Raw genomic sequence first — 15,830 nt, 5'->3', positions numbered from 1 at the left:
ATGGTTTTGGGGGTCATATCGTCAGTCCGCATGAATGCCGGCCCTTTCGGCCTGTTCGCGCAGCAGCAGCTCTTCGGTCTCCTCGACATCCTCCTCGGCGGCGATCCAGACTCCGTCCCGCATGGCGATCACGCTGCGGAACAATTGCGCAATGCCCTGAATGAACAGCAGGATTCCGGCGGAGACCAGCACCGATTTGAACTGATAGATCGGGATGCCCGCAGGGCTGTTCACGCTGACCTCGGTATATTGCCAGGAGCGGCTGGAGTATTTCCAGCCAGACAGGATCAGCGCCGTGATGCCGGGGAAAAAGAACAGCAGATACAGCACGAAGTCGACGGCACCCTGCACCCGCACCGGCCACAGCCGATACAGGAAATCGCCCCGCACATGGCCGCCGCGCGACAGCGTATAGGCACCGCCCATCATGAACAAAGTGCCGTACATGATGAAGGACACATCCAGCGACCACGCGGTCGGGCTGCGCAGCACATAGCGGACGAACACCTCATAGCTGACGCCGAGTGTCATCAGCATGATCAGCCAGCCGAAAGTCTTGCCGAACCAGGCCGAAAGCCGGTCGGCAAAGCGGATAAATGACAGCATAAATATCTCCGTCGCACGGCCCACCCCGCCTGCCGGTCGGGATGCGGGATGGGCTTGTGGCGCTTAGAGCTTCAACTCACCGGGGAAGAAGTGATCATAGGCAAGCGCGTAGTCGGGCTTGTCCATCAGCTCGTAATAGACGGTGCGTTTCACCCAATCGCGCTGACTGTCCATGATCTTCTTGAGCATCTCGTCCTTCTCCAGCTCCGTGATCATTTCCGACCACGCCTGAAGCTGGGCCTGCAAGATGCCTTCCGGCGTCTTGTGGATGGTCACACCGGATTCGTCGCGAAGCTTGAGCAGATCGGCTGAGTAATTGTCGAGCGCGAAGGCCGTGTTATAGGTCGAGACCGCCTCGACCCCGTGTTCCAGGATGGCGCGCAGATCCGGTTCCAGATCCTCCATCACGTCACGGTTGAACAGGAACTCGAACGCTTCCGCCGCCTGGTGATAGGAGCCGAGATAGTAGTTCTTCGCCACATCCTGCGCACCGAAGCGAAGGTCCGATGACGGGTTGTTGAACTCGAACGCGTCGATCACGCCACGCTCCATCGCCGGTACGATCTCGCCGCCCGGAAGCTGCGCGACCGACATGCCCATGGATTGCAGAAGGTCGGCGGCGAGCCCGACGGTGCGGTATTTCATGCCCTCGATGTCCTCGACACCGTTGATCGGGTTCTTGAACCAGCCGAAGGGCTGGGCGGGCATCGGGAAGGCCATCAGCCCGATCACGTTCAGCCCCATCTGGTCCTGCGTCAGCTCACGATAAAGCTCGCGTCCGCCGCCCGCATAGAACCAGCTCAGCATATTGTTGGGATCGCCGCCAAAGACAGGGCCAGTGCCGAACAGCGAGGCCGCCTTGTTTTTGCCATACCAATAGGCGGACACGGAATGCGCGATGTCGATCACCCCGTCGCTGACCCCGTCCATGACCTGAAACGCACCCACGACCGCGCCTGCGGGAAGCAGGTCGATCTGGATCCGACCGCCCGACATGGCCTGAACCCGATCCACATATTGTTGCGCCATGGTCTGCCAGATATCCGATGCCGGCCAGCTCGTCTGCATCTTCAGAACCAGCGGCGATTGGGCATTCACGGTCGGCGCGGCCAGCAGCGCACTTGCGGCTGCACCGCCGGCAATAGCCCCGCCACGCCGTATGAATGAACGCCGGGATACGGCTTTGTCCTTGTCGGATATGTTGGTCATGTCAGTCCTCCCTGGTTGTTTCGCGGCTCTATTGTTTCAATCTCTGAGCCATTGTCCCAATCTGCAATCCTATCGCCCTGCGTTGCAATAGTTTTGTCATATGATTATCGCTGGAGGCACCGGAGGGAGGCCGATATGCGGGCAGGGGGCGCGCTGCCGTTTGGCTTGGGGCTCGCGGGCTGGACTGGCGTGCCAGCTTCCTTTCCTTGGGGAACAATGGGGTGCAAAAAACCACTCCGGAGGCTGCGAGCCTCCGGCGAGGGATGGCTGTGATCTTTGACAGAAGCGGCACGAAAGGAACACTCAGGCGGTTAACGTTACACATCCGCCGCAGCGCACCGCATCCCCATCAAGACCACGGCCGTTTTCAGGGAAGGAACACAAGGCCCGCTCCGATAATGACCCCTGTTACCGCCAGTACGATCAGGCAAAAGCCCATGATGTCTTTTGCGGATAATCCGGCGATTGCCAGTGCCGGCAGCGCCCAGAAGGGCTGGATCAGGTTCGTCCAGGTATCGCCCCATGCGACGGCCATTGCCGTCCTTGCCGGATCGACGCCGAGCGATGCGCCGGCCTGAAGCATGATCGGGGCCTGTACCGCCCATTGTCCGCCACCCGATGGGACGAAGATATTGACGATGCCCGCCGACAGGAAGGTGAACAGCGGAAAGCTCTGCGCGGAGGAGATCGCAACAAAACCCTCGGAGATCGTCGCGGCAAGACCGGAGCCGACCATCATCCCCATGATCCCGGCATAGAATGGGAACTGGATGATGATCCCGCTTGCCCCGTCTACGGCTCTCTTGACCGAGGCAAGGAAGGCCATCGGCTTGCCATGCAGCAGGATGCCGAGAAACAGCAGGGTGAAGTTGACGATATCCAGATTCAGACCCTTGCGGTTCCAGATGAAGTAGATCGCGACGTAAACCAGACCCAACACCCCGCTTGCGACAGAAAGCCAGCGGCTGTTCTCCAGCTTTCCGGCGGTGCCCGGATGTGACACGGGATCAGGTTCGGGCGCGTCGACCAGCAGCTTGGGATCGACCGTCACGGTTTCCTCCGGCGGGGGCATGATCAGCCGCGTCGTCAGGGGAATGGCGATGAACAGTGCCAGCACGATCACCAGATTCATGCTTGAGAATATCGTCTGGCTGGCGGGGATCACACCGATCATGTCTTCGGTGAAATGCCCCTCGGTCGCGATGACCAGAGGGATCGAACCCGATAACCCCCCGTGCCAGATCATGAAGCCGCAATAGGCGCTGGCGATGGCGAGGCGATAATCGAGGCCCTGCACGGTCCGCGCCAGTTGCCGCCCCAGCAGGGCGCCGATGACCAGACCGAAGCCCCAGTTGAGCCAGGACGCGGCCAGCGAGACGACCGTGATCAGGACAATCGCCTGACCCGGGCTGTTGACGCGCTCCGCCAGACCGCGAAGCAGTCGCTGGAACAGCGGGGTGCTTGCGACGACAAAGCCCGTGACGAGGATCAGCACCATCTGCATTGCGAAGGCGAGGAGCTTCCAGAAACCGTCGCCCCAGTATTGAACCATGGCGAAAGGCGACTGAAGCTCGATAATCATGCCCGCGCCGAAGACCACCAGCGTCAGCACGAGGACAAGAACGAAAGCATCGGGAAGGAAGCGCTCGACCAGATTGACCGAGGCGCGTGTGACTGCGCGTATCATCTATCTGGTTCCTTTCAGCTTTTCGGCGTGACGGGCAGCTGCGCGCTCAGGTCAAGCGCTTGTTCAAGCAAAGCTGCGGCGGAGATCAGATTGAAATCGCCTTTCGGTCTGCCGATCAGTTGCAGCCCGACTGGCAGCCCCTCGCTGGTGAAGCCGCAGGGTACGGAGATTGCCGGGCACCCGGTCAGGGTGATCACAAAGGTCAGATACATCCAGTCGATATAGCTGGTCAGTTCCTGATCGCCGATCTTCGTCGGGAACCGCTCTTCCACCGGATAAGGCGGCACCGCCACGGTCGGGCATGCAAGGATGTCGTGGGTCTCGAAGAACCTGACCATATTGTTGAAGATCCTCGCGCGGTTGCGTTCCGCCGACAGGATCTGATCCGCCGTAACATTCTGGCCCTTTTCGATATTCCAGATGATTTCGGGGGCGATCTGGTCGCGATGCGTGTCCAGAAGCTCGCCGCGCAGGCTGGCGATCAGGATTGCACGCAGGGTCTGGAACGCGTCGATGCCGCCGGTGAAGTCGGGGCAGGTGTCATCGACCTTGCTGCCCATTGCCGCGAAAGCGTCCGTTCCGGCGCGGCACAGTTTTTCGACTTCGGGATCGACAAGCGACAATCCGAGGTTGGACGTAAAGCCGATGCGGGCAGGGGCTTCAGGATTCCGGACCGCCTCGACAAAGGGGCGTGCCGGGCCTGGAAAACTTATCGGGTCGGCGGGATGGCCATGTGCCATTGCATCCAGCATCAGCGCCAGATCAGGCACATTGCGCGCCATCGGTCCCTCCACCCAAAGCGCGTCATAGGGCAGGTCGACAACGCGTGGCACACGTCCGACGCTGGGCCGCAGCCCGACGATGCCGCAATAGCTGGCCGGGATGCGCAGACTGCCGCCAAGATCGTTGCCCGTCGCCAGCCAGGCTGTCCCCGAGGCAAGCGACGCCGCCGCCCCGCCCGAGGAACCGCCGACCGTGCGCCCGAGATTCCATGGATTGCGGGTCGCGCCGAAGACCGGGTTAAAAGTGTTTGCCCCGGCGATTTCCGGCACATTCGATTTGGCGTAGGCGATGCCGCCGCTGGCCTGAATGGTGGAGACCATATTGTCGGACTTCTCCGCCCGGTTTTCGGCGAAGATCGGCGAGCCATAGGTCGTCAGTTGCCCGGCAACGCTGTTGTAGTCCTTGATGGCAACCGGCAGCCCGGCCAGAAATCCCGGACGATCCCTGTTTTCGTGTTTGCGCGCGTCGAAGCTTTGCGCTTCCTTGCGAGCCTCGTCAAAGAACCGGATCGGTAGGGCGTTCACCTGATCATCGACCTGCTCGATCCTTGATGCCAGCGCATCCAGCAGGTCTGATGGTGACAAATCTCCCTTTTTCAGTCCCGCGACGGCCTCGGTCGCGGTCATCCGGATCAGTTCATCCGGTTGGTTTGCCGGGGTGTTCATGATCTTACTCCTCCATTGATCGGTCAGTGGTTATCGGCGATGCCTCCTCCGCATCGCCTCAGGATGTCTCCGCCGGCGCTGTTCAGGCGAACAGATCGGCGTAGGTCTTGCGCAGTTCGGCTTTCTGGACCTTGCCCATGACATTGCGGGGCAATTCCTCGATCAGGATCACGCGCTTGGGCTGCTTGTAGCGGGCCAGTTCGCCGCTGATCGCCGACAGGATGCCAGCCTCATCGGGCGCGGCTCCGGGCAGGGGCACCACAACCGCGACGACAGCTTCGCCGAAATCCGGGTGCGGCACGCCGATGACGGCGCTTTCAAGAACGCCCTCCACCTCATCGATCAGGCCCTCGATCTCCTTGGGATACACATTATATCCGCCTGAAATCACCAGATCCTTGCTGCGACCGACGATCTGCAGATAGCCCGCCTCGTCGATCCGGCCCAGATCGCCGGTGATGAAAAAACCATCGTCGCGGAATTCAGATGCGGTCTTCTCCGGCATGTTCCAGTAGCCTTCGAAGACATTCGGCCCCTTGACCTCGATCGAGCCGATCTCGCCATCCGGCAGGGTCTCCCCGCTTTCCGCATCGGCAATACGGATCGAGATACCGGGAAGCGCCATACCTACGGCCCCCGGAACACGGTCCCCGTCATATGGGTTGGAGGCGATCATGCAAGTTTCGGTCATGCCGTAGCGTTCCAGGATCGCGTGGCCTGTCCGGGCTTCGAATGCGCGATGATCTTCGGCCAGAAGCGGGGCGGAGCCCGATACGAACAGCCGCATCTTCGCCGTGGTCTCGCGGTTCAGCCTGTCGGATTTCAGAAGCCGCGTGTAGAAAGTCGGAACGCCCATCAACACCGTGCCGCCCGACATCAGCGAAATGATCTCATCCGCATCGAAACGGGTCAGGAAAACCATCGTGGCCCCGGCACTGATCGCCATATTCGCGGCCACGAAAAGCCCGTGCGTGTGGAAGATCGGCAAGGCGTGAATCAGCCGGTCATCGGCCGAGAAACGCCAGCACTCGATCAATGCTGCGCAATTCGACGCAAGGTTGCGATGTGTCAGGACCGCGCCCTTGGAGCGTCCGGTTGTGCCGGATGTGTACAGGATCGCGGCCCGGTCCTCTGCCCCGCATTCGTGGCGATCCTGCCGTGGCGGCGCGGTGCTTTCCATCAGCGATCCGTCGCCTTCGGCACCAAGCGTCTCGACCACGAGATCATCCGACGCGCGGTCGCGATGCTGATCCAGCGTTTCGGGCGCGCAGACAAAAAGTCGTGGCGAGGCGTCACCGATGAAATAGTCGATTTCCGCCCCGGTATAGGCTGTGTTCAACGGCAGGAACACGGCCCCACACTGCAACGTCGCAAGATAAAGTGCGATGGCCTCGGGGCTTTTCGGCACCTGCGCCGCGACCCGGTCGCCGGGTTTCACACCCGCCTGCGTCAGCACACCGGCAAGCCGCGCGACCAATTCTCGCATCGCGGAATAGCTGATGTCGGGCTTGCCGGGCCGTTCGAACAGGGTCTTGTCCTGAAGCTCTTCGGCATTTGCCAGAAATTGCTCATAGATGGTTTGCATCGGTTCACTCCTCCCCGGAAATTCGCTGCAATGCATCGGCCAGTGACGGGCCATGCGCGACTGTACCGTCACGCACGAAAAGTTCGTGCTGGGTTTCAATGGCGGCAAGCTCGTACAGATAGTTGATCATCAGCCCATGCGCCGCCCTGACCGCGTTGTCCGAGCGGTCCGCAGGCCAGTTGACGCGCCACGCCGAAGCGCCATTGCCCAGATGAAAACGCGCAACCGGATCGGGTGGCGCATCTTTCTGGTTGCGTGCGGTGACGAAATATCTGGCGGCAAACGCCTCGACCTCCGGGCGCAACTCTTCGGCGATGGCGTCGTCATTCAGCCAGTCCTGCTGTTTCAGCGATGTGCTGAGCGCCTTGGCCCGAACCGATTCCTGCGCCGCAAGCCAGCGCGCGAAGCCCGGTGCGGGGGAGAGCGTGACAAAACGCGTCAACTCCGGCAGTTCTTTGGAAAGATCACTCGCGACCTGCTTGATCAGGAAATTCCCGAAGGAAACGCCTTTCAGCCCAGGCAGGCTGTTATTGATGGAATAAAAAACGGCTGTGTCGGCCTGTGCGGGCGCGTCCGGTTCCGGTGCGGTCAGTATCGTCGCGATGGCGTCCGGTACGCCCTGCGTCAGAGCGACCTCGACAAAGATCAGCGGTTCGTCGCCCGTTGCGGGGTGGAAGAAGGCGAACATCCTGCGATCATGCGGGTTCAGCCTGCGCCGCAGATCGGCCCAGCCTTGCATGACGTGAACGCTTTCATAGCGCATGATGCGCTCCAGCACCGCCGCAGATGTCCCCCAGTCGATGCGCTGCATCCTGAGAAAGCCGCGATTGAACCATGACGACAGAAGATGCGCGAAATCCTGATCGATCGGTGCGATTTCGGGTGCGCCGCGCATTGCCTTCAGCAGATCTTCGCGCATCCTGACCAGCTTCAGCGTCGCGCCCGGTGCCATATTGAGGCGACGCAGCAGCGTTTGCCGTTTTGGCTCGACCACCTGAAACAGCGCAGCACCGGCAGCACCGTCCTGCTGTTGTTCCCATGTCTGATAAGCGCCGCGGATTTCGTCCGCATCGACGCCGTAATCGTTCAGCAGAAGACGAAAGAAGGTGAGCTTTTCGTCGTCGCTCAACTCCTCATAGGCTGACAGCGCCTGTTCGGCGACTGCGACCCGGGCGGCATCGCCGATACGGGTCATCAGCACATGGCAGGCGGCGGAGATACGGTCGATGGCAGGCCGCGACAGCGCGTCCCGTGTCGCCGAGCCGACATCCTGACGTCGCCCGTCGCGGCGCATGATCGCGTCAACAAAGTCCGAAAGAACCGCAAAACGCTGTTTGGCCATGATTCACCTCCACGCAGACGTTATACGTATAATTGTCTATGTTGTATATAACAAAAATGATGATGGACAATACAGCAGCGCGGATGCATCCTGTTGAAAGTCAGGCGAGCTATAAAAAATGGCAACAACTCCAACCGTTCAGCGAATACGTCTCGCGCTTGAAAACGCCATCGTGGATGGTGATTATGCGCCCGGTGACAAGCTTGATCCGGGCCGGATTGCCGAACAATACGGTTGCTCCCGAACGCCGGTGCGCGAAGCCTTGCAGGCGTTGGAGGCATCGGGGCTTCTGACGGTTCAACCCAAGCGCGGCACATTCGTCGCCCAGCTGGGTGTGCCGGAGCTGATGCAGCGTTTTGAGGTCATGGCAGAGCTGGAAGCGTTCTGCGCCCGCCTCGCCTGCCGACGGGCATCCGGCGAGGATTTACAGAGACTGGCAGAGGCGCAGGACGCTTGCACCGCAGCAGCGGAGGCAATGGACGCCGAACGCTACTACGCCGAGAACACATTGTTTCACCAAGCCATCTACCGCGCGGCTCATAACGAGTTCCTTGAGGCAGAGGCACTGCGCCTGCAGGCTGTTCTGCAACCCTATCGTCGGCGTCAATTGCGGGCCCACGGCCGGATCCGCAGTTCACTCAGCGAACATAGCGACATCCTCGAAGCCATCAAACGCGGGGAACCGGCGCTGGCAACGAAGCTGATGCAGGACCACGTCCTCATTCAGGGGGAAGGTTTCCGCGATATGCTTGCGGCGATTGGGCCGGTGGCGTGATCGGCGCCGGATGACAGGATTGAGGTTAGCTTCGAGGTCAGTCTGAAAGCGGACGGGTTGTGATTGGCCCGTCAGCTTTGGGCAAAGCTTTGACGGTTGAGCGCGATAAAATTCTGAAAGTCTCCGCCCAGCATTCTGGGTGACCCGGCTTCTCCGAGGCCCTCAAGTCCTTAATTCCTTCCTTCCTGCCGGTAAGATGCTGGGTGCTTCGTTTGCGAGGTCTCCAATAGCCACAATTTGCAACGAATGCTGTGGCGAGCTGTGTGTGGCGATGCTGCCGCGTGCACTTCTGCATATCCCGCCTGTCCGAACACCCAATCAAGATATTGACACGTTTATTCTTTAAAATTACAAATCTGTATTATTTGAAGCGTTGATCTGGCCGGTCAGGGGGACAGCTTGGAAGATACCGGAGCAAAACTGCCTGAATCTGCCTTCGTCGAAGATGTGCGATGGCCAGCGCGACCTGGCGTTGTGATCGCTGCCTCTCTCGACACGAAGGAACGGCAGGTCGCATTTCTCGTGGAGGAGTTGGGTCGGCGTGGGATCACGCCGATTGTGATTGACTGCGCGCTGCGCGACGGAGCGATAGATATCGTGCCCGATATTGGCGCAGATACGGTTGCGCGGCTTGCCGGGACGGATATTGTGACACTTCGGGCCAGCCGCGAACGGGCACCTGCGCTTGGCAGGCTTCTCGATGGGCTTGGGGCCTGTATTGCCCGGCTCGACCAGATGGGTCTGGTGCTGGGTGTTATCGGGATCGGCGGCGGTACGAATGCGAGCATGGCTGCGCGCGCCTTTTCAGCCGTTCCTTACGGCCGTCCCAAGATACTGGTTTCCACCTCGGTTTCCGGTGACACCCGCCCATTTATTGGCGGCAGCGATGCGGTGCTTATTCACTCTGTTGTCGATTTCATCGGCCTTGGTGCGCCGCTCCGTGCGTCGCTGGAACGGGCCGCTGCGACAATGCAGGCGCTGATCGATATTCCTTTCTGGTCCGAAGTGACGACCCGCCCGGTTGTTGGAATAACCGCCAATGGGGCAACGACAGAAGGCGCTGAGGTTGCGAGTGCAATGCTGGACAGCAAGGGTTGTGAGACCTGGATGTTCCATGCGCGCGGCTCTGGCGGGGTCGCTTTGGAACGTCTGATCGCCGAGGGGCGTATCGCCGCCGTCCTCGATTTCGCGACGACAGAGATTGCCGATGAGGTGCTCGGCGGGCTGCGGAGTGCCGGGCCGACCCGGCTTGAAGCCGCAGGGGCCGCGGGTGTTCCGCAGGTCATCGTGCCGGGCGGGCTGGATGTCGTGAACTTCAGCGAGCTGCACACGGTTCCGGATCATTACGCGAACCGCACTCTGATCCATCATACCCCATCAAGCGTGTTAATGCGCACATCCGCTGAAGAATATCGGGAGATTGCTTTGTGGATGGCGCGAAAACTCCTGAACGCGAAGGGTCCGACGTCCGTCCTGATACCGCTCAGAGGGTTCTCATCTTACGACGCAGAGGGCCGACCCTATCACGACCCCAAAGGGGCAGGGATCTTTGCGGACACCATCACCGAGGCATTGGCGCCGCGACCTGACATCCCGGTCGAGCGTCATGATCTCCACATCAACGATGCCCGTTTCGCAGAACTCGCTTGCGAGCGTCTTTGGTCATTCATGTCCCAGAAAAGCGGTAAAAAAGGTTAGAAAATCACAATGGCCAGACAATATACCCGCGCCGAAGTGCGCGAACGTATCGACGCTGAAATCGCGGCGAAACGCTTTGTCCTGATGCAAGGGGCGGGCATCGGCCTCGTCGCGCGTTTGGTGGAGCAGTCGGGCATCGATCTCATCGCCGTCTATAACACCGGCTACTACCGGATGAACGGCGTCGCCAGCATTTACGGCACGCTGCCGATTGGCAATGCCAACGATGTGGTATTGAAGCTGGCCGATCAGATCATGCCGGTTGTGAAAGAGACGCCGCTTATCGGCGGGGTCTATGCGCATGACCCGACCCGCAGTCAGGACCAGTCACTGCAGGCGCTTAAAGCTGCGGGATTTTCCGGCGTCATCAATGTGCCGACGATTGGGCGCATCGACGGCACCTATCATCGTGATCTGGAATCGGTCGGGATCGCCTTTTCACGCGAGGTCGATCTGATGCGTCGGGCGATGGAGCACGATCTTTATACGGTTGCCTATGTCTATAACGCCCGCGAGGCGGTTCTGATGGCCGAGGCCGGGGTGGATATGCTGGTTGGCCATGTGGGGCTGACGGGCGGCGGCGATGTCGGCGCGCCCGGTGCGATCTCGATGGAGGCGGCGATTGCCGAATTCAATGAGATATTTGATGCGGTTGGTGCGGTGCGCGACGATGTGGCGCTGTTGTCTCATGGCGGGCCGGTCATCTCGCCAGAGGATGCCGCCCATGTCAGCGCCCATACTGCTGCGGTCGGCTTCGTCGGCGCATCCAGCATCGAGCGGATCCCGGTTGAACACGCGATCAAGGACGTCACCACCCGCTTCAAGGAAATCAAACTACGCTGAGTGGCTGTTCCGGGTGTTCGGGCCACCGGTCGGCGGCCTCGCCTGGTAAGCCACATCAAATCGCAGTTGCAGATTTGATATTTATACTTACAAATCTGTATGTGTTTGTTAGAGTATCTCGGGAATCAGGGAGAGTGGTATGGGTGAATTCGACGGTAAGTCGGCAGTTGTGACGGGCGCGGGATCCGGCATCGGTGCTGCTGCGGCCAAGATGCTGGCAGCGCGCGGCGCAGCCATCGGTGTCCAGGATATCTCGCAGGAAAAAGCTGAAGAAACCTGCGACGCTATCGTCAAATCCGGCGGTCGTGCCATTCCCGTGGTCAGCGATATCTCCGATATCGAAGCAACCCGGACCGCGCTGAAGGCTGCGGAAGCAGCGCTCGGCGGGATCAATATTCTGGTGAACAACGCCGGTATCACCTCGGATTTTTGCAGCCTTGAAGATGCGACGCCGGAGATGTTCGAACGCTCTATCGCGGTGCATGTGCGCGGCACAGTTTTCGCCACACAGGCCGTCGTGCCGGGGATGAAGGCCAGGGGCGATGGCAGGATCGTCAACACTTCCTCGATTTCGGGTACGGTCGGTAATCCGAACGCCACCACCTATAACGCTGCAAAAGGTGCAATCGCGGCGATGACGAAGGGTTGGGCCAAAGAACTGGCATCTTTCGGAATTCTTGTGAACGCTATTGCGCCGGGGCCGACGGTCACGCCGATGACGACGGAGCGTCTGGAACCCGAATATTTCACCGAACGCGCCAAGGATATCCCATTGCGCCGTTGGGGCACTGCGGAGGATATGGCCGCCGCCATCGTTTTCCTCGCAGGCCCGGGAGCGGCCTACATCACCGGGCAGATCATCAGCCCGAATGGCGGCCTCGCCATCACCTGAGCGGAGCGCAAAACATGACCGTGTTCAGACAGGACAGCGGCACGATCCCGGATTGGTGCGAACTGCGCGGCTTTGAGCCTGTGGATATCGCCGCAGGGGCAGAGCAGCAGGTGACGCGCGGCGATCTGCGCGAGATCGTCGTGGCGACGCACGGAACCGTGCAGGTCGACTGGGGTTCGGGCGGGCAATATGTGGCGGCAGGGCAATCGCTTTCGTTGCCGGAAGATGCCGCGCATTATTTTCTGCGCGCTGTGACCCGGCCCGCCTATGTCATGCGGCTTTGGGGCAACTGGGGGCCGCGCATCGGGGGTGTTGGCGTATTTGAGGTGGTCCCAAACGGTCCCGCCAAGAATTTCGGTGATCCGGTCAATTATCCCAAACAGACCGGCGTCGACCGGCACTATCACGATTATGACGAATACTGGATCGTGATCGAAGGTTCGGGTCTGGCGCGTATCGATGACGTTGCCGTGCCGATGCGGCGTGGCGATTGCGTCGCGACCGGCACCGGGCATCCCCATGACATCCAGCAAGTTCATGGGGTTTTCCGGGCAATTTACCTCGAAACGACCCTGCGGCGCGAAGAGCGAGCGGGTCACCTTTGGGAACATGTCCACGGCCCAGCAGACCCAGACCCGGATCGGATCTGAGGGGCGCTAATCCTAGCAACATCAGGGAGGAAAACATGAAATTCACCAGACGCAGACTGATCCAGACCAGCTCGGCTTTAGGTGTTGCGACCTTGGCCACGCCGATGCTGTCGACGCGGGCCCGCGCCGCTGAGCCGGTGCAACTGGTCAGCCATCGCTACCCCGCACTTGAGTACTATGCGGAGCAACTGGCCACCGCCGCCCCGGAGGCCGGGCTTAACGCACAGCTCATGCCGTTCCCGAAGGCGTTCGAGCTGATGAATATCGCGCTTTCGTCCAAGTCGGACAGCATCGACATCATGTATGTGAACGAGAGCATGACCGCCTTCATGCGCAATGGCTGGCTGCGCCCGATGGATGATATCTGGGACATGTTCCGCGAGGAATTCGCGCTGGACGACATCGACCCGAATGTCCTCAAATATTTCCAATATGAAGGCAAGACCTACGGGATTCCGCTGACCGCAATTTCGCATCTTTTCTTCTATCGTCAGGACGTTTTCGACGAAGCCGGCAAGACGGTTCCGGCGACGATTGACGAATATGTGGAACTGGCCAAGTTCTTCAACTCGCCACTGCGCGCCGGGACGGTGAATTGTCTTCGCGATGATTCCGCACTGGGCGAGGCCCATTGGTATCTGAACGCGATCGGTGACGGCTGGTTTGATGAGAACTTTGAACCGACCTTCAATTCCGAAGCGGGTATCGCGGCACTGTCGAAGCTCAAGGAAGTAACGCAATATGCCCAGCCGGGCTTTCTGAATGCGCATAACGACGAATGCATGATCGCGCTTCAGCAGGATGTCGCCACAATGGGTGTCAGCTGGACGACCCGCGCGATGGCGATGGATGATCCGACAAAATCGGCTGTGGTGGACAAGATGGGCTTCGCGCCGGTACCGGACGGTCATGGACGTCTGGCGTTGGATGGCTACGCGATTTCGGCGTTTTCCAGCCACGACCCTGAGACGCTGTTCCGGATGATCTGCACGGCGGCAAGCCAGCAGTCGATGCGCGGCGCGACGTCCTATACGATGGTTCCGCGCGTTTCCATCCTGTCGGACCCGGAAGTGCAGGCTGAATACCGGCATTATCCCGCAGGGATGAAGGCTCTGGAAACCGCAGTGCCGTTCCCGGCAATGCCGGAGTTCTACTCCGTCGGCGATTTTGTCCGCCGCCGCTTGCTGCAGTCCATTGCTGGCGAGATGGAGATGGCCGAGGCGATGAACATCGCCGCTGAAGAGGTCCGCAACTTCCTCTCAGAAGCGGGTTACTATCAGTAAGTCAACGGGGCCGCGCGTTGCCGCGCGGCCCCTGATCCCCGACGTGACGGGAGTGCGGTTAATGAAACCCAACCAGAAAAAAACGCGCGGCGGTCCTAATCAGGCCGAGCAGCGGACGCTGTGGCTTTTCATGATACCGAGCCTGCTGATGATCGGGATCGTGCTCATGCTGCCGCTGGCCTATGCCATCGGGTTGAGCTTTACCGACTATAATCTCGGTGCGGAGACGACTTCATTCGTTGGAATGGACAATTACGTCGAACTGCTCGGGGAGGAGCGGTTCTGGACCTCGCTCACACGGACCTTGCTGATCGTAGGCTCTGCCGTCACTTTGGAATTCTGCCTCGGTCTGGCGATCGCCTTCGGTCTTTGGAAGCTGTCATATGGTGCGCAATCGCTGCTGACGCTTTTCTTCATCCCTTTTGTGATCACGCCAGCGGTTGCCGCGCTTTTCCTGAAATGGATTTTCATGGGGCGGTTTGGACTGCTGAGCGGTGCGCTGATCGGCATCGGGATATTTCCGCCGGATTTCCTTGGCGATCCGGCCTGGGCGAGGTTGACGGTTGTGCTAGCGGATGCGTGGCAGTTCACACCCTTCATGATCCTGACGCTTTATGCTGGGCTGAACACGGTAGACGACAGCCTTATTGAGGCCGCGCGGATCGACGGGGCGGGCAATTGGGCCATCCTGTTTCGCGTCATGCTGCCCAGCCTGAAATTCCTGATCGTCTTTGTCCTCGCGATCCGCTTCATGGACGCGTTCCGCTTCTTCGATACGATCTATGTGCTGACGGCGGGCGGGCCAGGTACGGCAACCGAAACCATAACCATGTATACCTACGCGCTGGCGTTCCGGCTGCTTGATGTCGGCAAGGCTTCCGCGCTTGGCGTCATTTCCTTGCTTGTCGTCGCATTGGTGACAGCGGTCATGATCGCCCTGATGTTCCGCAAGCGCAAAGGATCGGTCCCATGACACGCAATGGCCGCACACAGATTGTTCTTTTCGGCTGCCTTCTGGGGATGGCGATTGTGAACCTGACCCCGGTTGCCTGGGGATTTCTGACCTCGATCCGACAGCCGGTTGATGCCTTCGCTGTCCCTCCAAAGCTGATTTTCAAGCCAACCTTCGAGTTTCACAAGGAGGTTTGGATAGATCGGGGCTTCTGGAAATATCTGGTTAATACAGCCATCATATCGGTCTGTGCCGTGACCCTCTCCGTCTCCATCGGTTCCATGTCCGCTTACGCGCTGTCGCGGCTTCGTGGCGGCTACGCGCGGACGATCCTTTATGCGATGCTCGGGATGCGGATGTTCCCGCATATTCTGCTCGCGATCCCGTTTTTCGTCATCGCGCAACTTGTCGGCCTGATCGACACTTATCTGGTGATGATCCTTGCGGTCGTGGCGCTTAACCAGCCCTTCACGATCTGGCTCATGCGCAGCTTTTTCGACGAAGTGCCTAAAGAGCTTTACGAGGCGGCGACCATAGATGGCTGCACCCCCTGGCAGACCTTTCGCCGAGTTGCGCTGCCTGTGGTGCGGCCCGGCATTTGGGTCACAACGCTGTTCAGTCTGCTCCTGGCCTATAATGAGTTCCTGCTCGCGCTTGTGCTGACCCGGAACAGTACCAAAACCCTGCCGGTCGCCATCGCTGAATATGGGGCAGAGGATATCAGCTACTGGTCGCTCAGCTCAGCCGCAGCGATTGGGATCATGCTGCCGATCCTGATTTTCATGCTGTTCATGCAGCGCCATCTCGTCAGGGGGATGTCGGCGGGCGCTGTCAAAGGCTGATCCCGCACTGCTTCCCCC

At 59.9% G+C, this 15,830-nt stretch carries 14 protein-coding genes; 8 read left to right on the top strand and 6 right to left on the bottom strand.

Features of this window, described 5'->3' with window-relative positions; genetic code table 11:
• Positions 1 to 21: 21 nt before the first annotated feature.
• From PAF12_RS09335 to PAF12_RS09310, 6 genes are all read right to left on the bottom strand, one after another.
• Positions 22 to 606: a TRAP transporter small permease subunit gene (locus tag PAF12_RS09335; protein ID WP_271106665.1), complete on the bottom strand. Its 585-nt coding sequence runs from the start codon at positions 604 to 606 to the stop codon at positions 22 to 24.
• Positions 607 to 669: 63 nt separating this feature from the next.
• Positions 670 to 1,815 (bottom strand): TRAP transporter substrate-binding protein, encoded by a 1,146-nt coding sequence (locus PAF12_RS09330; protein ID WP_271106664.1) that lies wholly within the window; start codon positions 1,813 to 1,815, stop codon positions 670 to 672.
• A gap of 367 nt (positions 1,816 to 2,182) precedes the next feature.
• A complete protein-coding gene (locus PAF12_RS09325) occupies positions 2,183 to 3,502 on the bottom strand; it encodes a short-chain fatty acid transporter (RefSeq protein ID WP_271106663.1) in 1,320 nt (439 codons plus the stop codon).
• A 14-nt stretch (positions 3,503 to 3,516) separates the two neighbouring features.
• Positions 3,517 to 4,950, bottom strand: coding sequence for an amidase (locus PAF12_RS09320; RefSeq protein WP_271106662.1), 1,434 nt, complete (start codon positions 4,948 to 4,950; stop codon positions 3,517 to 3,519).
• Between the two features lie 82 nt (positions 4,951 to 5,032).
• A complete protein-coding gene (locus PAF12_RS09315; protein ID WP_271106661.1) occupies positions 5,033 to 6,535 on the bottom strand; it encodes a malonyl-CoA synthase in 1,503 nt (500 codons plus the stop codon).
• A 4-nt stretch (positions 6,536 to 6,539) separates the two neighbouring features.
• Positions 6,540 to 7,877, bottom strand: coding sequence for a malonyl-CoA decarboxylase family protein (locus tag PAF12_RS09310; protein ID WP_271106660.1), 1,338 nt, complete (start codon positions 7,875 to 7,877; stop codon positions 6,540 to 6,542).
• A 118-nt stretch (positions 7,878 to 7,995) separates the two neighbouring features.
• Between PAF12_RS09310 and PAF12_RS09305 the strand changes: the two genes are divergently transcribed.
• From PAF12_RS09305 to PAF12_RS09270, 8 genes are all read left to right on the top strand, one after another.
• The gene (locus PAF12_RS09305) at positions 7,996 to 8,652 is read left to right on the top strand and encodes a GntR family transcriptional regulator (protein WP_271106659.1); all 657 of its coding nucleotides are present in this window, start codon (positions 7,996 to 7,998) and stop codon (positions 8,650 to 8,652) included.
• Between the two features lie 399 nt (positions 8,653 to 9,051).
• A complete protein-coding gene (locus PAF12_RS09300; RefSeq protein ID WP_271106658.1) occupies positions 9,052 to 10,350 on the top strand; it encodes a Tm-1-like ATP-binding domain-containing protein in 1,299 nt (432 codons plus the stop codon).
• Positions 10,351 to 10,359: 9 nt separating this feature from the next.
• Positions 10,360 to 11,193 carry a phosphoenolpyruvate hydrolase family protein gene (locus tag PAF12_RS09295; protein ID WP_271106657.1) on the top strand — a complete coding sequence of 278 codons (834 nt, stop codon included), beginning with the start codon at positions 10,360 to 10,362 and terminating at the stop codon, positions 11,191 to 11,193.
• A 139-nt stretch (positions 11,194 to 11,332) separates the two neighbouring features.
• Positions 11,333 to 12,085, top strand: coding sequence for an SDR family NAD(P)-dependent oxidoreductase (locus tag PAF12_RS09290; protein WP_271106656.1), 753 nt, complete (start codon positions 11,333 to 11,335; stop codon positions 12,083 to 12,085).
• Positions 12,086 to 12,099: 14 nt separating this feature from the next.
• The gene (locus tag PAF12_RS09285; RefSeq protein ID WP_271106655.1) at positions 12,100 to 12,735 is read left to right on the top strand and encodes a cupin domain-containing protein; all 636 of its coding nucleotides are present in this window, start codon (positions 12,100 to 12,102) and stop codon (positions 12,733 to 12,735) included.
• A gap of 35 nt (positions 12,736 to 12,770) precedes the next feature.
• Complete coding sequence (locus PAF12_RS09280) at positions 12,771 to 14,018, top strand: extracellular solute-binding protein (protein WP_271106654.1); 1,248 nt, start codon at positions 12,771 to 12,773, stop codon at positions 14,016 to 14,018.
• 61 nt (positions 14,019 to 14,079) lie between these two features.
• Positions 14,080 to 14,991, top strand: a complete 912-nt coding sequence (locus PAF12_RS09275; protein ID WP_271106653.1) for a carbohydrate ABC transporter permease — start codon at positions 14,080 to 14,082, stop codon at positions 14,989 to 14,991.
• Positions 14,988 to 15,812 carry a carbohydrate ABC transporter permease gene (locus tag PAF12_RS09270; RefSeq protein ID WP_271106652.1) on the top strand — a complete coding sequence of 275 codons (825 nt, stop codon included), beginning with the start codon at positions 14,988 to 14,990 and terminating at the stop codon, positions 15,810 to 15,812. Before PAF12_RS09275 ends, PAF12_RS09270 begins: the two co-directional genes overlap by 4 nt.
• Positions 15,813 to 15,830: the final 18 nt, after the last annotated feature.

This window comes from Paracoccus sp. SCSIO 75233 (genome assembly GCF_027912675.1).
Taxonomy (GTDB): domain Bacteria; phylum Pseudomonadota; class Alphaproteobacteria; order Rhodobacterales; family Rhodobacteraceae; genus Paracoccus.
The sequence above is the reverse complement of the archived record's forward strand: the minus strand, read 5'-3'. Positions and strand labels throughout refer to the sequence as shown.